General features: G+C 56.5%; 22 protein-coding genes. 15 read left to right on the top strand and 7 right to left on the bottom strand.

Annotated features, from left to right (window positions below; genetic code table 11):
• Nucleotides 1–258 precede the first annotated feature (258 nt).
• The 4 genes from K5845_RS16530 (at nt 259) to K5845_RS16515 (ending at nt 4,485) form a co-directional block, all read left to right on the top strand.
• Nucleotides 259–2,058, top strand: a complete 1,800-nt coding sequence (locus K5845_RS16530) for a methanol/ethanol family PQQ-dependent dehydrogenase (protein ID WP_046476414.1) — start codon at nt 259–261, stop codon at nt 2,056–2,058.
• A 234-nt stretch (nt 2,059–2,292) separates the two neighbouring features.
• On the top strand, nt 2,293–2,865 hold the full coding sequence (locus tag K5845_RS16525) for a c-type cytochrome, methanol metabolism-related (RefSeq protein WP_244466790.1): 573 nt from the start codon (nt 2,293–2,295) through the stop codon (nt 2,863–2,865).
• Complete coding sequence (locus K5845_RS16520) at nt 2,846–3,706, top strand: substrate-binding domain-containing protein (RefSeq protein ID WP_046476417.1); 861 nt, start codon at nt 2,846–2,848, stop codon at nt 3,704–3,706. Before K5845_RS16525 ends, K5845_RS16520 begins: the two co-directional genes overlap by 20 nt.
• 233 nt (nt 3,707–3,939) lie before the next feature.
• Entirely contained in the window at nt 3,940–4,485 is a 546-nt protein-coding gene (locus K5845_RS16515) for a PQQ-dependent catabolism-associated CXXCW motif protein (protein ID WP_502814146.1), read from the top strand.
• 26 nt (nt 4,486–4,511) lie between these two features.
• Here the strand turns inward: K5845_RS16515 and K5845_RS16510 are convergent, their stop codons facing one another.
• The 5 genes from K5845_RS16510 to K5845_RS16490 form a co-directional block, all read right to left on the bottom strand.
• Complete coding sequence (locus tag K5845_RS16510) at nt 4,512–5,213, bottom strand: hypothetical protein (RefSeq protein ID WP_287959506.1); 702 nt, start codon at nt 5,211–5,213, stop codon at nt 4,512–4,514.
• Nucleotides 5,214–5,299: 86 nt separating this feature from the next.
• A complete protein-coding gene (locus K5845_RS16505) occupies nt 5,300–6,190 on the bottom strand; it encodes an ABC transporter permease (RefSeq protein WP_090230267.1) in 891 nt (296 codons plus the stop codon).
• A 47-nt stretch (nt 6,191–6,237) separates the two neighbouring features.
• Nucleotides 6,238–7,020 carry a lanthanide ABC transporter ATP-binding protein PedB/LutE gene (locus K5845_RS16500; protein WP_287959598.1) on the bottom strand — a complete coding sequence of 261 codons (783 nt, stop codon included), beginning with the start codon at nt 7,018–7,020 and terminating at the stop codon, nt 6,238–6,240.
• 198 nt (nt 7,021–7,218) lie between these two features.
• Nucleotides 7,219–8,202: a YVTN family beta-propeller repeat protein gene (locus tag K5845_RS16495; RefSeq protein WP_287959505.1), complete on the bottom strand. Its 984-nt coding sequence runs from the start codon at nt 8,200–8,202 to the stop codon at nt 7,219–7,221.
• Between the two features lie 67 nt (nt 8,203–8,269).
• Nucleotides 8,270–9,571, bottom strand: coding sequence for a lanthanide ABC transporter ABC transporter substrate-binding protein PedA1 (locus tag K5845_RS16490; protein ID WP_052743635.1), 1,302 nt, complete (start codon nt 9,569–9,571; stop codon nt 8,270–8,272).
• A 352-nt stretch (nt 9,572–9,923) separates the two neighbouring features.
• Between K5845_RS16490 and K5845_RS16485 the strand changes: the two genes are divergently transcribed.
• From K5845_RS16485 to K5845_RS16440, 10 genes are read left to right on the top strand one after another with little or no spacing between them, the layout of a single operon-like run.
• Nucleotides 9,924–10,445: a DUF3280 domain-containing protein gene (locus K5845_RS16485; protein WP_046476423.1), complete on the top strand. Its 522-nt coding sequence runs from the start codon at nt 9,924–9,926 to the stop codon at nt 10,443–10,445.
• Nucleotides 10,442–11,419 carry an ABC transporter substrate-binding protein gene (locus tag K5845_RS16480; RefSeq protein ID WP_287959504.1) on the top strand — a complete coding sequence of 326 codons (978 nt, stop codon included), beginning with the start codon at nt 10,442–10,444 and terminating at the stop codon, nt 11,417–11,419. Before K5845_RS16485 ends, K5845_RS16480 begins: the two co-directional genes overlap by 4 nt.
• Nucleotides 11,409–12,215 (top strand): ABC transporter permease, encoded by an 807-nt coding sequence (locus K5845_RS16475; RefSeq protein ID WP_082100990.1) that lies wholly within the window; start codon nt 11,409–11,411, stop codon nt 12,213–12,215. Before K5845_RS16480 ends, K5845_RS16475 begins: the two co-directional genes overlap by 11 nt.
• Nucleotides 12,203–12,931: an ABC transporter ATP-binding protein gene (locus K5845_RS16470; RefSeq protein WP_090229836.1), complete on the top strand. Its 729-nt coding sequence runs from the start codon at nt 12,203–12,205 to the stop codon at nt 12,929–12,931. Before K5845_RS16475 ends, K5845_RS16470 begins: the two co-directional genes overlap by 13 nt.
• On the top strand, nt 12,932–13,723 hold the full coding sequence (locus tag K5845_RS16465) for a (5-formylfuran-3-yl)methyl phosphate synthase (protein ID WP_287959503.1): 792 nt from the start codon (nt 12,932–12,934) through the stop codon (nt 13,721–13,723).
• A complete protein-coding gene (locus K5845_RS16460) occupies nt 13,720–14,136 on the top strand; it encodes a dihydroneopterin aldolase (RefSeq protein ID WP_052743637.1) in 417 nt (138 codons plus the stop codon). Before K5845_RS16465 ends, K5845_RS16460 begins: the two co-directional genes overlap by 4 nt.
• A 12-nt stretch (nt 14,137–14,148) precedes the next feature.
• Complete coding sequence (locus K5845_RS16455; protein ID WP_287959502.1) at nt 14,149–14,772, top strand: amino acid kinase family protein; 624 nt, start codon at nt 14,149–14,151, stop codon at nt 14,770–14,772.
• A gap of 10 nt (nt 14,773–14,782) precedes the next feature.
• Entirely contained in the window at nt 14,783–15,343 is a 561-nt protein-coding gene (locus K5845_RS16450; RefSeq protein WP_287959501.1) for a flavoprotein, read from the top strand.
• Nucleotides 15,319–16,806, top strand: a complete 1,488-nt coding sequence (locus tag K5845_RS16445; protein ID WP_287959500.1) for a DUF6513 domain-containing protein — start codon at nt 15,319–15,321, stop codon at nt 16,804–16,806. Before K5845_RS16450 ends, K5845_RS16445 begins: the two co-directional genes overlap by 25 nt.
• Nucleotides 16,757–17,329, top strand: a complete 573-nt coding sequence (locus K5845_RS16440) for a DUF447 domain-containing protein (RefSeq protein ID WP_046476435.1) — start codon at nt 16,757–16,759, stop codon at nt 17,327–17,329. The genes K5845_RS16445 and K5845_RS16440 overlap by 50 nt, the downstream gene beginning before the upstream one ends.
• Nucleotides 17,330–17,711: 382 nt before the next feature.
• Here the strand turns inward: K5845_RS16440 and K5845_RS16435 are convergent, their stop codons facing one another.
• The gene (locus tag K5845_RS16435) at nt 17,712–18,746 is read right to left on the bottom strand and encodes a hydantoinase/oxoprolinase family protein (RefSeq protein WP_287959499.1); all 1,035 of its coding nucleotides are present in this window, start codon (nt 18,744–18,746) and stop codon (nt 17,712–17,714) included.
• A 59-nt stretch (nt 18,747–18,805) separates the two neighbouring features.
• Here K5845_RS16435 and K5845_RS16430 point away from each other — a divergent pair, with 59 nt between their 5' ends.
• Nucleotides 18,806–19,537, top strand: coding sequence for a HisA/HisF-related TIM barrel protein (locus K5845_RS16430; protein WP_287959498.1), 732 nt, complete (start codon nt 18,806–18,808; stop codon nt 19,535–19,537).
• A 201-nt stretch (nt 19,538–19,738) separates the two neighbouring features.
• Here K5845_RS16430 and fae read toward each other — a convergent pair whose 3' ends face one another.
• A complete protein-coding gene (gene fae, locus K5845_RS16425; RefSeq protein ID WP_046476441.1) occupies nt 19,739–20,248 on the bottom strand; it encodes a formaldehyde-activating enzyme in 510 nt (169 codons plus the stop codon).
• Nucleotides 20,249–20,292 lie beyond the last annotated feature (44 nt).

Here is a 20,292-nt window from a genome sequence, read left to right as displayed (position 1 = left end):
ATTAATTAGGTCAGTTTTGCTGACCTTTTGCGACCCCGGATTTTGTCTTTACGGATGGTCTTGCGGAGTGCGACAAAAAGTGCATAGATGCCACACACGGTAGCAGACGTTTTCAGGGTCGGGAAAAAAAGTCCCAACTCATTCGAAAACCTTGACGGCCAAGACCGGGAAAAGCCGGCATTTCGTCAATCCGGGTTGTGACACGCTGACGCTGCTGCCGCTTGCAAGCGTGGCAAGATCTCACAAGGAGGAAGCGCAATGCGCAAAAGTGCACTTACCGGTGCATTGCTCGTGACGATTTTCGCGTCGCCAGCCCTGGCGAACGACAGCGTTACGAAGCTGACGGCTGATCCTAACAACTGGGCCATTCAGACCGGTGACTATACCAACCAGCGCTATTCGAAGCTGGACCAGATCAACCGTGACAACGTTAAAGACCTTAAGGTCGCATGGACGTTCTCTACGGGTGTTCTGCGCGGTCACGAAGGTTCGCCGCTCGTTATTGGCGACACCATGTGGCTTCATACGCCGTTTCCCAACAACGTCTTTGCCCTCGACCTGAACGAGCCTGGCAAGATCATCTGGACCTACAAGCCGAAGCAGGACCCGTCCGTTATTCCGGTCATGTGCTGTGACACGGTTAACCGCGGTCTCGCCTATGCAGACGGCATGATCTTCTTGCATCAGGCCGACACGACGGTTGTGGCGCTCGACGCCAAGACCGGCAAGGAAGTCTGGAAAGCTGTGAATGGTGACCCGAAGAAGGGTGAAACCAACACGGCGACCGTTCTTCCGGTGAAGGACAAGCTCGTTGTCGGTATTTCCGGCGGTGAATTCGGTGTTGCAGGTCACGTTACGGCCTACGACATCAAAACCGGCAAGCGGGTATGGCGTGCTTACTCTTCGGGACCGGACGATCAAATCCTGTTCGATCCGCAGAAGACGATGTCGCTTGGCAAGCCTGTCGGCAAGGACTCTTCTCTGAAGACCTGGCAAGGCGATCAGTGGAAGATCGGCGGCGGCACGACTTGGGGTTGGTATTCTTACGATCCTGATCTCGACCTGATCTACTACGGTTCGGGTAACCCCTCGACGTGGAACCCTGCACAGCGTCCGGGCGACAACAAGTGGTCAATGACCATCTTCGCTCGTAACCCTGACACGGGTGTTGCGAAGTGGGCCTATCAGATGACCCCGTTCGACGAGTGGGACTACGACGGTATCAACGAGATGATTCTCGCTGACATCGACGTGAAGGGCGAAAAGCGCAAAGTGCTCGTGCACTTCGACCGTAACGGCCTGGGTTACACCCTTGATCGTGGCACGGGCGAACTGCTTGTCGCTGAGAAGTTTGACCCAGCCGTCAACTGGACGACGGGCGTCGAGTTTGACAAGTCTAAGCCCAACTATGGTCGTCCGTATGTTGTCGACAAGTACTCGACCGCTAAGAACGGCGAAGACGTGAACACGAAGGGCGTTTGCCCGGCTGCTCTCGGCTCGAAGGATATGCAGCCAGCAACCTTCTCGCCACGTACGGGTCTGTTCTATGTGCCGACGAACCACGTCTGCATGGACTACGAACCATTCCGTGTTTCGTACACGGCTGGTCAGCCCTATGTTGGCGCGACGCTGTCGATGTATCCGGCTCCAAACAGCCACGGCGGTATGGGTAACTTTATCGCTTGGGACGCGGGCAAGGGTGAGATCGTATGGTCGCAACCTGAGCCATTCTCGGTCTGGTCTGGCGCTCTTGCCACGGCCGGCGGCGTTGTCTTCTACGGTACCCTTGAAGGTTACCTGAAGGCCGTCGACGAGAAGGACGGCAAGGAACTGTTCAAGTTCCGTACGCCTTCCGGCATCATTGGCAACGTTATGACCTACTCTCACAAGGGTAAGCAGTACGTTGGCATCTTGTCGGGTATTGGTGGTTGGGCCGGTATCGGTCTGGCTGCTGGTCTGACGAACCCGACCGATGGTCTGGGTGCCGTTGGTGGCTATGCCGGCCTGAGCAACTACACCGCTCTCGGTGGCACGCTCACGGTCTTCTCGCTGCCATAAGCGAGGCCTGATCGGCTTAGGGCCGGCGCGAGAACCTCTCGCGCCGGCCTTTTTTGGTGAGGCGGATTAGGTCGTGATGTCGCGGAACCCAAACGCGCGCTCCGAGTACTTCTGCTAACGAAAGTTTTATATGCGGTCAGGCTTGTCATTCAGATGGCCACCGGGCACACAGTCTTTCGCATAGCCTTGGCGATACACAGGCTAGGTACGGACGTGGAGAAGAAAGGGAAATTCGTGAAGAGCATATGGACTGGCTTCGCAGTTATCGCTTTGGCAGCTGGAGTTGCGAGCTTCGGGTTCTCATCCGTGAGCGCTGAAGATGCCAAGCAGAGCGGACCTTACGTTGATGCCGAAGGCTACCGGATGGCCGGAGAAGGGGCCACTTTCGAAGGCGGTAAATGGATGCTGCCATCGGGCGCGCCGACTTATCGTATCGATAAGGACGGTAAGATGGACTTTCTCACCTATCGCGGCTTTCAGCGCTACCATTCCGAGTGTCACGTCTGCCATGGACCTGAAGGCGTCGGCTCGACCTACGCGCCGGCACTAATGGATTCGCTCAAGACGATGGATTACTTCGACTTCCTCGGTGTTGTTGCGAGTGGTCGGACTGTCCATACGCCCGGCGGCGGAGAAAGCGTGATGCCCGCACTCGGCGATAATAAGAACGTCATGTGCTATATTGACGGTATCTATACTTATTTGAAAGGGCGCGCAGATGGTGTCATTCCTCGCGGTCGGCCGGCGGGTAAGGAAGACAAGCCGCAAGAACTTGGCGACGCGGAAAATGCTTGCCTTGCGGGCTAGTTCCATTGGTCTGATTGTTGCGCTTGGCGTAATTCTCCTCGGCGGCGCAGCCGCCGAGGCAGCAGAGGGCGAGCGCGTTGATCTGGTCAACCGCCAAGTCTTGCGTGTCTGCGCCGACCCCGCGAACATGCCGTTCTCAAACCAGGATCCTAAAAATCCTGGTTTCGAAAACAAGATCGCTGACATTGTTGCGGCGGAGCTTGGAATTCCGGTGGAGTATACGTGGTTCCCGCAGTCTACGGGCTTCATCCGGCGTACGCTGTTCGCGAAAGCTTGTGACGTCGTGATGGGCTACGCGCAGGGTGATGAAATGGTTCTCAATACGAACCATTACTATCGCTCAGCGTATGCGCTGGTATTCCGGAAAGGCCAAGGGCTTGATGGGATCAGCACGTTGTCTGACCCCCGGCTGCTGGGCAAGCGATTGGGTGTTGTGGCTGGTAGCCCACCGGCAACGATCATCAGCCGTCTTGGCATGATGGGCAACGTGAAGCCGTATCAGTTGTTCGTTGATCGGCGTTACATGTCTCCATCGGAATTGATGGTCGCCGATATTCGCTCCGGTGAAATTGCTGCCGGTGTGCTGTGGGGGCCTAATGCGGGTTATTTCTCAAAGCGTGGTGGCGAAGAACTGGAAGTCGTTCCGCTCCTGAAAGAGGGCAACAGTCCGCGCATGACGTATCGGATCACGATGGGTGTGCGACAGGGCGAAGATACCTGGAAGCATGAGTTGAACGAGATCATTGCGAAGCGGCAAGGTGATATCGATCAGGTGCTTCTAGACTACGGCGTTCCTATTATCGACGAGCAAGATCAGTTGATCACCAAGGCCCGTAAATAAAGAACTTTACCGTGGTGGGACTCGGGACGATGAGAATTGCGGAAGGCGACAAGCGCACGATGGCTTGTCGCCTTTTTCGCGTTTACGCGGCGGCTGTTTTGATGACTTTGATGGCACCGCACTTTGGTACGGCGAGGTAGGTTGAAGTGGTGGCACATATCGTGGGTTTGGTGGGAAGCGGTTGTGGTGCGAGATCGTTTTTTCTTCTCGTTCGCTATGTGCTTTTGGTTCAGGTGATCGGGCTTTTTGTATTGTCCGGTGTATCGGACGTCTTTGCGGCCGGTGGCAAAAGCGTTGAGCCACTGGTCAGGGAGCCTGACACTTATCGCACAGACAACTATCGGGCTCCGGTGCCGGCGACGTTGAAGGGGGCTCAGGTTGTTGATGTCGGTGCTGCGGAAGACCTTTGGAACACCAAGGCGGCAGTATTCATTGACGTTTATCCGCAACCTCCCAAGCCGCCTAATCTTCCAGAAGGCACGATCTGGCGGACACCGTCGCATGAGAGTATCGCGGGCGCGCATTGGCTTGCCAATGTCGGTTACGGTGTGCTGTCGCTTGAGTTCGAGGGCTATTTCCGCGCAGGGCTGGAGCGCCTTACTGAGGGAGACCTCTCGCGCCCGGTTGTTTTCTTCTGTCTCCGTGATTGCTGGATGTCGTGGAATGCCGCGCGACGGGCCCTCTCGTGGGGTTACCGCAACGTGATCTGGTTTCCCGATGGTACGGATGGTTGGAAAGAACTGGGCCTTCCCGTGGCTCAGATCAAGCCGGTGTCATAAGCTCTGTCGCCCAGTGCAGCAAAAGACTAATCGTTCATGTGACTGCGAATGGCGCGGGCAACTGCGAAGGCGCGCTGTTCAATTAGTACGGGAATTTCACAAGCAAGAGGCAGGTTGTCCTGTCGCTCTTTAAAGACCCGTGCATTCCAATCGTAGTGATTTTGCAGCGTGTCGATTTCCTGTGAAATCTTTTCGCCTTTTGCTGCGCGATCATGGAGTGCGGCGAGTTCCTTGCCTTGTTCCTCAAGCCGTTTGGCGCGTGCGCGCTGGCGCCGTTGAAATGTCTCGATACCATTCACGACTGAACTGCGGACGACGTTCGTTTCGTGAAGCACCCCGGCGAACAACAGTGTCAACTTCTTATCCCGTTCGGCTTCGGGGACCTTCTCGGCATAGTTTTTGATTGCTTCTTCGACCGCGTCCATCTCGATACGCCGGCTAATCACGTAGGATACGAGCTCAGCGATCTCTTTGTCGTCGCGCCAGTTCTTGATCTCCTCAACCGGGGGGCCGTCCCATATTTGAGCTGATGTCAGGGTATCGATCTTACGTTGGACACACGGCCAGTCAGAGCCCGGCTCGGGCGTTTTTGTGTTTGCGGCGGGCACTTCTGTCTGCGTCGCGGGCGTTGGGCTTCCATCTTGCATCTGGCCGGGAGGGCCCGCCCACGCAGTCGCGGCTGCCATTATGCCGGTTGTTGCTAAAAACGTGGCGATGACCGCTGCCATTCGAACGCTCGTGCACTTCGTAGCACGGTGAGGCTTCGGGAGGACGATATTTGAGGTTCGGAGCATTGGTTTCATTTCTCTGGCGTTTAGCTGCGGGCTCCTGGTCCCCGTCGCGCAATCAATCCCTTGGACGGATTGTAGGCATAGATCGCGCAGGCAAGGAAGAGGATGGTGCAGCCGGCGACGACGTAAAACGACGTTGGATCCAATTGGCCGTAGAAGGCGAAGCGGATGAGCTCGACTGCATGGGTGAAGGGGTTGAAGCGGCAGATCTCGTAAAGCAGCGGGCTCGATTCTCGGATGCGCCACAGCGGATAGAGTGCGGATGAGGCGAAGAACATCGGGAAGATGACGAAGTTCATCACGCCTGCGAAGTTTTCAAGCTGACGTATGACCGACGACAGGAACAGTCCGAAGGCTCCGAGCATCAGTCCAGACAAAATGATGGCTGGGAGGACTGTGATGTATCCATTGTAGGGAGCGGGTATCTCGAAGCCGACGAATTGGCCGCCGATCGTGAGGCCGACTGGCAGTGCTGCGGCATCCGGTTGAATCTCCCAAAAATAGGCGATTGCGAGGAAGGTATAGACCTGCAGCAGGGCGACGGAAACGCCGCCGATCAGCTTAGAGAAAAGCAGGAACCAACGCGGGTATGGGCTTACGAGAAGGGTGCGCATCGCGCCTGTCTCGCGGTCGTAGACCATCGACAGAGATGACTGCATAGCATTGAACAACAAAATCATCCCAAGCAGTCCTGGCGCAACATACGTCTCGTAGAGTACGTATGTCTGATAGGGCGGGATAATCGAGACGCCGAGTACCTGGCGAAAGCCAGCAGCGAAGATGAAGAGCCAAACGAGCGGGCGAACCAAAGCGGAAAGAAATCGCTCGCGTTGGTGGAGGAAGCGGAGAACTTCCCGCCAGACGATCCCACGGAAGCAAGCGAAAAATCCGCTGAATGTGAGATGTGATGGCATTGGTTTATGCGGGACCGATGCTGAGGTCTCGGCCATGGTGTCTATGCTCATGCCGCCTCCGCACGCGTTGTTTCGGTTAGGTTCCGGAATGCGGATGCCGGATCGTTCGCCTGACCTGCCTCAAGGAGGCCGGGAACCGAGCCGGAGTAGAGAACCCGGCCTTTGTGCATAACTATAATTTTGTCGGTCTTGTCGATCTCATCAATGAGGTGCGTGGCCCAGAGCACGCCGATGCCGTGTTCATTGACTAGGCGGCGTACGATGCTGATCACGCTCTGGCGGGAGTCAATATCCAGACCGACTGTGGGCTCGTCTAGTAGCAGAAGGCCCGGATCATGCAGCATGGAGCGTGCAATTTCGACACGGCGGGCTTGACCGCCGGAAAGGTTGCGCACCTTTTCCTTGGCGCGTTCATCGAGACCTACCGTTTTCAAAGCCTCATGAGCGCGTCGTTTGCTTTCGCGCCGGCCAAAACCATGTAACGCAGCGTGGTAAGTCAGGTTCTGTAAGAGGGTCAGGTCGGAATCGAGAGTGCGGCTCTGAAAGACGACGCCGAGACGCTGCAAAGCCGCGCTGGGCCGCCGCCGGACATCATTTCCTAGAATGTGGATCTCTCCCGACGTGTTGTCGTAAAGGCGGGTGATCAGGGAAAACAGCGTCGATTTGCCGGCGCCATTGAGGCCGAGCAGGATCGTGAAGCTTCCTGGCGCAACGTCTAGGGAGACGTCGTTGAGTGCACGCGTATCGCCGAAACTATGCGATACGTTGCGCACGCGCAGCGCCTCGCCTGGGCTGGAAGATCCTTTCTGGGATGTCAGAGCGTCAACCATTTTGCGGCGCAGCATTGTTGATCATCACTATTCCTCGGTGACTGTCGGCATAACTGGGAGTCTTTGCTCCCTGTACTCACGTCTTTACGGTTCGGCAATTCAAACCCGGTGAGTTCTAGACGCAGACTTTTCCGTTTTGTCCAATTCCTTTTGGGAAATTTCCCCCTTTCGAAAATGATGAGGGGGAAATTTCTAACATCAATGATTGGCTACTACGACGCCCCACGGATAACGCCCGACCGTTATCGATTTAATCACGCGAAGCTTTTGCACGTCGATAACCGACACATCGTTTGACGTGCCATTGGTCGTGAACAAAAGTTTTTCATCCGGAGTAAGAGCGAGGTTCCAGACGCGCTGGCCAACGAGCAAATATTTTTCGACTTCGTAGGTTTGGGCATTGATGACGGCGACGCGATTTGATGGACCCAATGCGACAAATGCCAGTTTTCCGTCTTTTGTGAAGCGAATTCCAACAGGTTGAATCGCGTCGTCATTAATTCCAGGTATCTCGAAAGTGATCTTGTGGACGGCTTCTTTTTTCGCAGGGTCGATAACCGTAACGGTGCCGCCGATTTCTGCGGAAACCCAAAGTTGCTTGCCGTCAGAAGTGAACTGCGCGACTCGAGGCCGGTTGTCGACGAGGATATTAGCGACGATTTCATGCGTCTTGGTGTCGATGAAATGCGCCATGTTGGTCGTTTCTGACGTATTCACGACGATCTTGCCATCGGGGCTCACGGCCATGCCTTCCGGTTCCACGCCTACGGGGATCTCGGCAAGAATTTTATCGGTATCGATGTCGACCACGGTGACGAGGTTATCGTCCTCGTTGGCGATGTAGAGCGGGTTGCCGGATGGATGCAAATCGAACAACTCGGGGTCCGGACCGGACGGAAGGTTTTTGATGAACTCGTAGGTGTTGGCGTCATAGACCTCGATGCGATGGTCATCACTTGTGCAGATCAGAAGCCACGTATCGTTCTTCGCGAGTATGATGCCGCGGGGACGCTGACCGACCTTGATCTCATGGATCACTTTTAACGTTTCGCTGTCTATTACGGAGACCGTGTTGTCCTTTTCGTTGCTGACAAACACTTTGTAGGCGGCGGCAGGGAAAGGTGCCAAGATCAAAGCGGCGAGCACCGTGAGGCTTGCGATGATGGATCTATGCTGTCTCACTGACGATTCCTGTCGTTTCCTGATTTCAGTTCTGGCTTGTTGACGTGGACATGGCTGCTTCCACGATTCAGCGGTTGGTGAATGCCGTACACTTTGTTTCCGGACGATCGATGCCGAGCGTGTCGAGTTCTGTCACCTGATGGAGAAACCCGGGCTGCGGGGATACGGATACATGAATTTTATCCGTGGCGACGAATAACGGTTGCCGTAGCTGAGCGTTCCAAGGGCGGTAAGTGAGCTTTTGGCCCTTGAATGCCGCGAGTTCGAACCGGTCAGAAAGCATGTAGCCAATCAATGTTTTGGGGTCGCCGGTGTTTGTGCGCGTGGCGGCTTCGCCGATGGACCGTACGGCCATCCAGGCGGCGTAATCTAGCGGGCGCATAACGCGACCTGACTTACGCTGGAAGCGATTTTGAAATTGCGTTGCGCCCCAAAGTTCTGACGCGGGATGCCAAGAGGTTGGATAGAGACCTTGTGTTCCTGCTACGGGGCGGGCGATCCAGGTTCGATATGGGAAATAGTCCCCAAACTGTTTGCTCTCATCAGCAACGATAAGGACGTCGTAGTCGGGAAGATCCTGTGTGAAGGAAGGGATCTGTTGCTGAACCTGTTCGTAGCCGCCGTCGGCGCGGCGACTCCCGGCTTCATACTTGAACGTTCGGTCTTCGAGAATTTTGAGACCGAAGCGTTTGGCAGAATGACGAATTGAAGCGGCGAACAACTGGTCGTTGGGCTGTGGTCCGGAAATCAAAACGAGATTGCGCCAGCGTTTCCACGCTAAGTATTGAATGAGCGCGTCCGTCAGCATGGCCCGCGAAGGTGCTGTATGTTTGACGTTGAGGCGGCAGTCCTCCTGGCGCAACCGATCATCAGTCGCGCCCGCGTTGAAGATGACCGCGTTGTAATCTTTCAACGCATCTGAGAGCGCCAGCAGGGTGTCTGGTGTGACATCGACGACGAAGAAGCCGAGACCCTGCTCGGCTTTCTGCGTAGCAATCTTGATCAGCTCGTCCCGCGTGGTTGCGGGACTCTCTTCCACGCGAAAACTCTGCTTGAGGAAACGGCCGGTTGTGTTGTTGTCGTCAACGGCCAGCTGGGCTCCGGCTATCCCGTCATCATCGGGTCGGAAATCCAGCAGTGATAGCGGTGGGAGCCGATCCCGCTTTTCGCTGAGATAGGCAATCGGAATTTCGATTACGCCATCTTGTTTAGAGTCGGATTTATTCTGATTTTGTGTAGGTGCTTCTTGAGAGAATACAGGTTTTGAATTGAACGTTGAGCTCATAATCGCAACGGCAACCGCACAAAGGAAAATGGGTAAGGATTTCCGTCGGCCTGTTACAATGTTGCGATTAAGCAAATTGCTCATGAGAACTCCTCCCGAAATTCTTTTCTTGTCGCGATCATTTTAGGGTGTTCGCAACGCATGCCGGAAGAGCGTAGCTGCTTGAGCTCGTTCTTGCACCTCTCCAGCCAATCGTATTTTTCTTTAGCGGCTCGATAAGCTTAGCCTATCGAGGATACGGCTTTTCGTAACATAGTTACGCTTCCATCTAAGGCAAGGCGACGAAAATACAGCGTTCACGCATATGTGAGGGTTGTGGTAGGCGGGTGGGGTGTGCATGCGTACCCAGATCTGCGAGCAAACATTGTGCAGTTTATTTACCAGAGGCGCTTGGTAAAGAATAGTCAGTGAACGATGCGTCCCGAGGGGTAAGGAAATGATCCTGCGTACGGTTGCAATTTATCTAATGCTCATTGGGTTTGCGCAGGCAAGTTTTGCATCCGGCGCGACCAAAACCGCGATCTTCCCCTTTGAAATGGTCATCGAACAACAGATGGGCGGCGTTGGCTTGCCCCCGGTACCCAACGAGGCGGAGCGGGCACGGCTTGAGCTCATTACGGACGAACTCAAGCGTTTGCTGAAGGAAACGGGTAAGTATGAACCTCTGGACCTTAGCTCTGTGAATAGCGATATCGAGGAACAGACACCTTTCAATAGATGCGATGGCTGCGAAGTCGAGGTTGCAAAGAAGGCTGGTGCAGAATTGTCGGTGCTGGGTGTGGTGCACGAGGCGACCGCTGTGTTGCTGAATGTGAGCATTTTCGTCCGCAATGTCGACGACGGGACTTTGCGGAACTCGATGGCGGTCAGTATTCACGAAAATGACGACAAGGGCTGGCTCCGCGCTGTCCGGTGGCTGGTGAAAAATCGACTGTCAGATCAGGAGCCGCAGAAATGATTGATCGAAGACAGCTGATGATAGGGGCTGCGGCGGTGACCGTTGTCGGTGTGCCTGCGCTTCCGGCTGCGGCATCCGGTCGATTGAAAATTGGATCCCTGAAATTTGGTTCGCTGAGCTGGCTGTTGGAGACAATCAAGCGCCGTGGTCTCGACAAAGCGAATGGCCTAGAAATGTCGGTGCTGGACCTTGCGGGGACTGGTGCCGCTCGCATTGCCTTGCTCTCGGGTGAAACGGACGTCGTCGTCAGTGATTGGCCATGGGCGATGCGGCAGCGCTCTGGGGGCGCGCCGCTCAAATTTGCGCCCTACTCCTCGGCGTTGGGGGCCGTAATGGTAGGTGCCGATAGCGGCATCAAGTCGATTGCGGATCTCAAGGGCAAGCGGTTGGGTGTTGCTGGCACGGCGATCGACAAGAGCTGGATTTTGTTGCGTGCTTATTCTCACAAAACGTTGGGCGAAGATATTGCGCAGTTTGCAGAGCCGGTCTTTGGAGCCCCCCCTCTGATTACTGAACAAATGCGTCAGGGCCGGGTCGACGCGGCCTTAAACTTCTGGACGTTCTCGGCACGTCTCGAAGGTGAGGGGTATAAAGAACTCATCACGATGGCAGACATCCTGCGCGGGCTCGGTATTGATCCGCCGCCACCACTTGTCGGTTTCGTATGGAGCGAGGAGACCACTGCTGGAAAGGATGCTGAACTCGCAGCCTTCCTCAAGGTCGTCGAGGAAGGAAATCGCATTCTTGCGACCTCCGATGAGGATTGGGAGCCGCTTAAGCCTTTGATGCGTGTTTCAAGCCAGGGTGAGTTTGAAGCTCTGCGCAAATCTTATCGAGACGGCATCCCGCAGCCATGGTCTCCAGAAGCAACGAGATCTGCTGATAAGCTGCTGAAATTGCTTCTTGAATACGGTGAAGGTACGCTTGTAGGAAGCGATACGAAATTCGACGCGAAGCTGTTCTATGGTGCTTGACGCTGGAACTACAAAAGCTGGACGTGTGGGCCGCGGTATCGTCGGTTCGGTGTTGTCTGGGCGCTTTGGGTGGTCGCTTGGCTCGTTCTTGGTTCTGTTGGCGGTCTGGTTTGTGGCGGCCGCTTTCGCGAACAGTCGAGTCTTTCCAGGCCCGCTAGATGTCGCGCATACGCTTGTGCGGGAACTGGCCAGCGGAGAGCTGGCCTACCACGTCGGTGTAACGCTGGCGCGCGTCGCCGTATCGTTCGTGCTTGCCATGTTTATCGGATGTTCGATTGGCATCGCGCTTGGGCGGACAAAACGTGCCGATAGGTTTTTCGATACGTGGTTGATCTTTTTCCTAAACCTGCCGGCGTTGGTGACCATCATCCTTTGTTACGTCTGGTTTGGACTGACGGAGGTTGCGGCCATTCTTGCCGTTACGATCAACAAGATTCCGAACGTCGCCGTAACGGTGCGGGAGGGAGCGCGCTCCCTGTCGCGAGATCTTGAAGAGATGGCAGAGATTTATCGTTTCGGCTGGTGGAAGACGCTGCGTCACGTGACATTGCCGCAGCTCGCGCCGTTTTTTGCTGCCGCAGCACGAGGCGGCCTAGCGCTCGTGTGGAAGATCGTGCTTGTCGTTGAACTTCTCGGACGCCCGAACGGTGTTGGTCATCAGCTCAATATTGCTTTCCAGCTGTTTGATGTGTCGATGATCCTCGCCTACGCGATAGCGTTCATTATTGTCGTGCAGATTATTGAAATTGGGGTGCTGCAGCCGATCGAGGCGAGGGTCAATCAATGGCGCCGGTAGATCGTCCGCTAGAAGTCAACATTGTCGAGAAGGATTTTCCCGCGGTCGGACAACGCGCACGGTTACCCGTTCTGCGTAATATCAAGTTGAGCATCGCACGTGGGTCTTTTGTCTCGATTACAGGGCCATCAGGGTGTGGCAAGTCCACGTTGCTCAATATTATCGCGGGCTTGGATAAGGACTTCACGGGTTCGGTGAATACCCAAGAAGGTGACCTGCGGCTGTCTTATATGTTCCAAACGCCGCGCCTTCTGCCGTGGCGCACCGTGGAGGAAAATATCCGCCTTGTTCTTCCAGACGGTGAGAGCCATGACCAGCGGGTGACTGAGCTTATCGACAGGGTCGGATTGAGCGATGCGGCCACAGCTTACCCCGAGCGGCTTTCAGTAGGGATGCAGCGACGCGCTGCTTTGGCGCGGGCGTTTGTGCTGGAGCCCGATCTGCTCTTGATGGACGAACCGTTCGTTTCGCTTGACGATCCCACGGCAGAAGCCTTGCGCCAGCTTCTGATCGAGCTATGGTCGCGGCGGCCGACCACGGTTCTGTTCGTGACCCATGATCGCTTTGAAGCGGTGATGTTGGGTACGCGCTTAATCCGGGTTGACGGCCGCCCGGCGACCGTGGTGCAGGATATCCCTGTTAATTTGACAGTGTCCGAGCGCCGTGATCGAGATTCCATACTGGCTGAGCGCGTGCGCGTGTTCCAGGATGCCTAAATGCAAATAATTCGTCCGAGGCGGGCGGCTGACTGCGGCCGCGTCTCGATGCTTGCAAGTGTTGTTGACGCACGCGAAGCGACCCTCTGCCTGGAGGGTGGTGTCGACGTTATCGACTGCAAGGACCCGTCACGGGGTGCTCTCGGGGCGGTGACACCTGAAGCCGCGCGCGCAATTGTTGAGACCGTTGGTGGCCGGGTGCCGGTTAGCGCCACTATCGGAGACCACCCTTGCGAAGTTGGTCCAATCGTCGAGGCCACGTTGCAGGCTGCAGCGACTGGCGTGGACTACGTGAAGATTGGGTTTCTGCCCGGTGGGGATGCAGCAGAGGTCGTGCGTGCGCTTGGACGGCTGCGGGGCGAAACCGGCAAAGCTCAGATCGCAGGCGTTCTATTTGCGGATGCCTCTCCGGATTTTGAGCTTGTGGCAGAGATGGCTGCGGCCGGTTTCGCAGGCGTCGTTCTTGATACCGCAAATAAGTCTGATGGGGCGCTGCCTGATGTTCTCGCCGTCGATCAATTGGAGCACTTTGTTGAGATTGCGCGCGCACATGAGATGTTTTGTGGACTTGCAGGGAGCCTTCGTACGCGGCATATCCCGGCTTTAGTCCGGCTGGCTCCGGATCTCATTGGTTTTCGTGGGGCTTTGTGTTGCGAGAATGCGCGCACGGGCTCATTGGACTTGCGGGCAGTGGTGGAAATACGTGATGCCATTGCTAAAGCGGAAAAAATCGAGACTGATCTTATGATGAGTAAGGCTGAAGAACTGGCACGCGAGGAACGCGCCTCATGAACAAGACGACCGGGGCGGCTACGATTATGCAGATGAGTGAAACGGATCCCGTTCAGTGCGACCGCATATTCGTGCGAGATCTCGTGCTGGATTGTGAGCTTGGCGTCTATGCCGAGGAAAAAGGTATCACGCAGAAGGTCGGGTTTTCGATTGTTGCGGCGGTATCTCCGGACGTTGGCTCACGAACCGACGAAATCGCGGAAGTGCCTTCGTATGATGATTTAACCAACGCTGTTAAATCCGTTATGGCAGAAGGCCACATTAATCTCGTTGAGACTATCGCTGAACGTATAGCGGCGCGTATTCTTGAGGATCGCCGTATTGTGTCCGTGCGCGTGCGCATCGAGAAGTTGGAGCGTGGTCCGGCAGCCGTCGGCGTTGAAATCGTACGTCCGCGGGGATCATCCTGTTAGAGTAGTTCGCGGGTGAGCCAAGAACCTATCGTCGTCAAAATCGGTGGCAGTCTGGCGCGGTCAGCTGACGTCTTGGAGCGCGTTCTGGCTATTGTGGCGCGCTCCCCGAGAGGTGTTGCCGTGGTTCCTGGCGGCGGCGTCTTTGCTGACGCCGTGAGGCAGGCGCAAACGATGTTTGGTTTTGATGACCTCGCGGCGCATCGGATGGCGATCCTCGGCATGCATCAAACGGGTTTGATGTTTGCCGCGATGGCGCCAGCATTGGATACGAGCGAGAACCTCGCAGAGATCGCAGACAAGGTGCCCAGTGGTGAAAAGCTTGTGTGGCTGCCGCTGAATGACTGCGAAAACGATGCTGCGCTACCGGCAACCTGGGATACGACGTCGGATGCCATCGCGGCACGGCTGGCTGAGCGTCTTGGCCGCTTGAAGGTCATTTTCCTTAAGTCTCGCTCGGGTGGGGAGCTGTCCTCAGTTCATGCTCTTGCCGAGGAGAGGATTATCGATCCTATCGCTGCGCGGATTATAGAGAATGCAGGTCTCGATTTTGAAGTGATCGCTGCCGACGAGGAGACGCGTCTTTGCGAAATTCTGGGTGTGAGCATGCAAGTCGACGTGCCGCCGGCGCCGTGTTAGGGGGCTTTTCATGACACGAACAGAAATCAAGACACCGCGTTTCGCATGGGCCCTCACGGGGTCGGGACATTTCTTCAAGGAAAGTCTCGATATTATGACACGTCTCCCGAACCTTGACGTTTTCCTGTCGCAGGCTGCGGAAGAAGTGCTCAGCATGTACAAGCAGCAACTGAATTTGCCCGAAGGCACACGGATCTTCAAAGATCGGACGGCGAGTGCTGCTCCCGTGGGTAATTTCTATTACGGTGTCTACCACACGCTGATCGTGGCGCCTGCGACGTCCAACACTGTGGCCAAGTGCGTCTATGGCATCTCTGATAACCTGGCGACGAATGTTTTCGCTCAGGCAGGCAAGTGCCGTGTTCCGGCGATTGTCTTTGCCTGTGACACCGCGCCGGAACTCGACACGGAAGCTCCGAAAGGGATGGTGAAGGTCTATCCGCGGCGCATTGATCTGGAAAATACCGCTAAGCTGAAGACCTTTGATGACACTGTCGTCGTCGAAAGTCTGGCTGAACTCGAACAGGCTGTCGACGAGCGGCTAACATGTCTGAAAAGCTTGTCTTCCTAACCGGGCATCTCGCTGAAGATCGGCTTCGGGAAACCGTTGACGATCTGGCGCTTGCGCATGCGAACGGCCATTGGCGGGTGATCAATATCGGCATCAAGGTTGCGGCCCTGATGACGGAAAAGATTATCAAGAACCGTCTGAAGGAGCCGCTGGCGGCAGACCGGGTTATTGTGCCTGGACGCTCACGCATGGACCTTGAGAGCCTTTCGGCGCACTACGGCATTCCCTTTCAACGCGGCCCCGATGAAGTGATTGATCTGCCCGCCTTCTTCGGGAGGGGTGGTAAGCCTCCAGATCTCAGCCAGCACGATCTCAAGATTTTTGCCGAGATTATCGAAGCGCCGATGCTTAGCGTCGATCAGATTGTGGCGCGGGCGCGCGTTCACGCTGCGGCGGGTGCCGATATCATAGATATTGGTTGTCAGCCCGACACGCCTTTTCCGCATCTGGAAGATACGGTTCGTGCATTGGCTTCAGAGGGCTTCAAGGTCAGCGTCGATTCTGGTGATTTCGACGAACTCCGCCGGGGCGCGCAAGCCGGGGCGGATTTTGTGCTCAGTCTCGATGAAACTACGCTGGACGTGATTGCCGGGACGTCTGCTGTTCCGGTGCTTGTTCCGAAGCCGCACGGTGATCTGCCTTCTCTCATTCGGGCGATCGATAAGGCCGAGGAGATGGGGCTTACCTACATGGCTGACCCCATCCTCGACCCGATAAACTTCGGGTTCACGACTTCACTCGAACGCTACGCGGAGCTGCGTCGGCAGCGGCCTGATGCGCCGATGCTTATGGGAACCGGCAATCTAACGGAATTGACGGACGTTGATAGCCAGGGACTGACGGCGCTTCTCGTTGGGATTTGCTCGGAGTTGGCGATCACGAATGTGCTTGTCGTGCAGGTTTCACCGCATACGCGGCGTACGGTGCAAGAGCATGATGCATCACGACGGTTGATGTACCGGGCGCATAAGGATCAGAGCCTTCCGAAGGGGTATGACGCCGGATTGCTATCGTTGCACGAGTTGCGGCCATTTCCCTATACCCCGGGTGAGATTGAGGAGCTTGCGAAGAGCCTTCGTGACCGCAATTTCCGGATCGAAGCCAGTGCCGATGGGGTCCACATCTTCAATCGTGACGGACATCATGTTGCTATCGATCCCTTCGAGTTGTTCCCCAAGCTCAATGTCAAAGATGACGGGGCCCATGCGTTTTATCTCGGCTATGAGCTGGCGAAGGCGGAAATCGCATGGCAACTCGGTAAGCGCTATGTGCAAGATCAACCCCTGCGCTGGGGTGTGGCGGCGGATGCTAAAGCAGAAGACTTGACACACCACGCGCCGGAGGGTGCAACCTTGGCGTCTAAGAAGCAGAAGCCGGTTTCCGAAGCTGGCAATAATTCGGAGGAGACGCTCGATGCCGCTGATCGTAGAGGCGATCGTGACGACGCGGAGCCTGGCCGGTGACATCCACATTGCGCCGCTTGGAGTGATTGCGGATGGCGAGCAGTGGATCATCGCTCCCTTTGCCCCGTCACGGACACTAGACAATCTTCGAGAGAACCCCGTTGCCGTCGTCAATCACGTTGATGACGTGCGCATCTTCGCGGGATGTTTGACTGGACGACGTAACTGGCAAGTGCGGCGTGCGGACAAAGTGGATGGCGCGGTGCTGCGCGCGGCACTGTCACACTGGGAATTGAAGGTCGACAGGGTCGAGGAAGACGCGTTGCGTCCACGGTTTTACTGCAACGTGCTTGATCGCGCACAGCATGGTCCCTGGGGAGGGTTCAACCGAGCCCAGGCGGCCGTGATTGAATGCGCAGTTCTTGTCTCCCGGCTCAAGATGTTGCCCGCAGATAAGATTGAAAACGAGCTCGCTTATCTCCAGATCGCCATTTCCAAGACCGCTGGCCCACGTGAAGAGGAAGCCTGGGGGTGGCTGATGGAGAAGGTCGATGCTTGGCGTGCGGAACGCGGCGCGGCGTGAGGGCTTGCTTGGAGGCGAGTAGCTCGCTCTGCGGACCCTTAAACATGCTCTGCTCCAACTGGCCTCGCCCGAGTTCGGGATGACGTCTCGCGCGTTGCAAGGGCGTTCTCTCACTGCTGTTCGACGGAATCGTGGAGCCTTGGATGCCGGGGACAAGCCCCGGTAAGACGGGGTGTTTTTTGTTTGGGTTTCTCCAATCGCCGATGCTGCGCGGCATACCCGGTCATTGCTCAGGATTGGATCCCGGTGGCAAGCACCGGGATGACGGTTGAGAGTGTTGTGAAGGTTCCGCTCGCCTCCCTAGGAGAGATGGCTCATCCGCCTTTCCCTGTGTGGTAACGCGTATAGGTCCGCGGCCGCGGCGGGCGAGCGTCGTAAGCACTTACTCCCCCAGTAGCAAAGCAACGGCGACGGCTGGTGCGTTGCAATCAACGGCGGCTTGTAAGGTGGCTGGTGTTCCGACTAACTGCGAAAATGTTTGGCAGGGACGTTGAAGCCTGCGGGATATCTCGGTGACTAGCGAAGTGTCTAACCCCGTTGCTACGATGATGTCGGCGCGAGGCACGCCGGAGAGAACCTGCGCGCACCCCTCTTGAATTGATCGGAGCTGCAACTCGACCACATGCTGAGCCGCCTGTTGCCACGTCGCCAAGTCGGCGTCGGCGGGCTCGCGACAGAACATGCGAGCGAAGCGGGCCACGCTTTCGGCTTGCGACTTTCCACGTCCGTCGGCTGTGGCGTGAACGTCGAGGCCGTCTGGCAGGCACCCCAATACGCGGCGGACATCAGCCATCGTGGCGAGGTATTCGCGTGCGAGAGACTGCCATCGCCCGGCAAATGGTGCACGCGTGCAAACAGCCATGACTGAGGTGCGCGTCAGGCCAGTGTAGACGAGTTCGCCCGACGTTAAGCGATCCGGGTCGGTCAGACCGCGTGGGGTTGGTGCGCCAGCGACGATTGGAATGAGATCGGTCGTCGTCGAGCCCATATCGATCAGGAGGGCGTTTGCGGACTGCCCCGTCGCCGCAAGACGTTGACCTGCGAGTGTTGCTGTCGCGAGGAAGTTGGTGGATGCGACGTCGAAGAAATTGGTCTTTGCATCGTTCGCTGTGTCAAAGAACTTTTGGCCTCCCCAGAAACGTGCTGCGGTGCCAAACTTTTCTGTCAGGCGATCCACCAGGGTTTGAACGCCTTGCTCGCGGGTTTCGAAAAGATCGGAGAGTTCGCCAGTCATGGTGATTGCGAAAGCGTCGGCGCGGCCTGTCAGTTCTTCAGCTTCGCGAAGGGCAGTATCGAGATGGTCAAGGCCCTGCCATAAAGGGCACAGGTATTGCCGTGCGGCGATGGGCGTCGCGTTTTCGACGAGGCTTACCTTGAGGTGGGCGCCACCAACATCGAGCCCCGCAACGATGGTCATTCGTTTCTCCTTCGGTAGATTAGAGCGCCCAATCTAGCAGCGCATGAGAAAGGAACGCGATGCGCGTTATTCCGGTGATCGACATTCGCAATGGGTGTGTCGTACGTGCGGCTGGTGGGGACCGCAGCAGATATCAACCAATTGAAACGCCGCTTGCGCGGACGAGCGAGCCCCTCGACTTGGCGCGCGGCCTGCTGGGGCTCACGAGCGAATTACGCTGGCTGTATATCGCGGATCTCGACGGGATCGAAGGGCGTGGGCGAAACATGGATACCGTGTTTGCGCTGCGGGAGGCCTTGCCGGATATCACGTTGTTTGTCGATGACGGCTCGGCAACGGTAGAAGCCTTGGAGACTTATAGCGCCGACCGGGGCATCTGGCCTGTCATCGGTTCTGAAACGTTGGCAAATGTCTCGGCGCTGGAGCGGATACGTTCGCAATTGCCGCGAGATGGGTTTGTCCTGTCGTTGGACTGGCGGCGCGATACGCCATTGGGACCCTCAGAGATTTTTCAAGATTCATGGCTTTGGCCGGATGACGTCATTGTGATGACGTTAGCGCGGGTTGGAAGCGGGTTAGGGCCGGATGTTGCCCGGCTTCGTCAGATCAAAACAATTGCGGGGAGCCGGAGAGTTTATGCCGCAGGCGGGGTTCGTCATGCCCAAGACCTTTACGATCTTGAAGGGCTTGCCAGCGGGGCGTTGGTCGCATCTGCGCTGCATGACGGTGTGATCAGCCGCAGTGACCTTGAGCGCATTCTGAAAACTTCCGAGCCTTCAGAAATGAAATAACCGGCGACTCCATTTGGGGGTAGGAGCCGCCGGCTAAGGCATCATTTTAGTGTAGGACGTGGAAATGCCTCGTGGGCATTCCCACCTGCCAGCAATCTCTTCTCAGCCGTTCCAACGGCCTGAAAGCAGCTTGCCCAATCGCTGAAGCAGACCCCCCTTCATGGGAGGGGCTTTATCGTCCTGCCCAGGATGGTTTCCGCTTCAATTGGCGCCGAAGGGGTGTACTGCGCTGTCACGCTGAGCCGTGACTTCAGCAGCGGTCGGCTTGCCGGCAACGGCGCGCTCGATCGCTTCCTTCGTGGCGCGATAGTTGTAATCCTGGATCTTGGCGTCGTCGGCAGCTTCCCAGTGAATGAACACGCCAACGCAGATGTAGAGATCGTCGGCCTGGTCAGCGGGGATCGTGCCTTCGGCAACGCAGTCCTGAACAGCCTTAGCAACGCCGTGCTGAGCAGGGCCGAACATCTGAACGGCCTGACGGGCGTCCTTGATGGTGACCTTGTTGAACATAACGGTGTTGGGCTTGCAGGGCAGGTTCGGCGCGATCACTGCGAGCAGCGACGTGAAGCCGTCCTTGTTGTTCGTGAGGCTGTTGCAGAAAGCCGCTTCGGCAGCTGAGCCGCGAGGACCGATGAGTAGATCGATGTGCGCGACTTCGTTACCGTCACCGACGAGCGACTCGCCAACCAGAACCTTGTCGATTTTGGCCATAGCTGGAATTCCTCCCAAAGCTGGAAACAAGAAAATCCCGGTGG

It is taken from the genome of Filomicrobium sp., from assembly GCF_025698805.1.
In the GTDB taxonomy this organism is placed as follows: domain Bacteria; phylum Pseudomonadota; class Alphaproteobacteria; order Rhizobiales; family Hyphomicrobiaceae; genus Filomicrobium; species Filomicrobium insigne.
The sequence above is the reverse complement of the archived record's forward strand: the minus strand, read 5'-3'. Positions and strand labels throughout refer to the sequence as shown.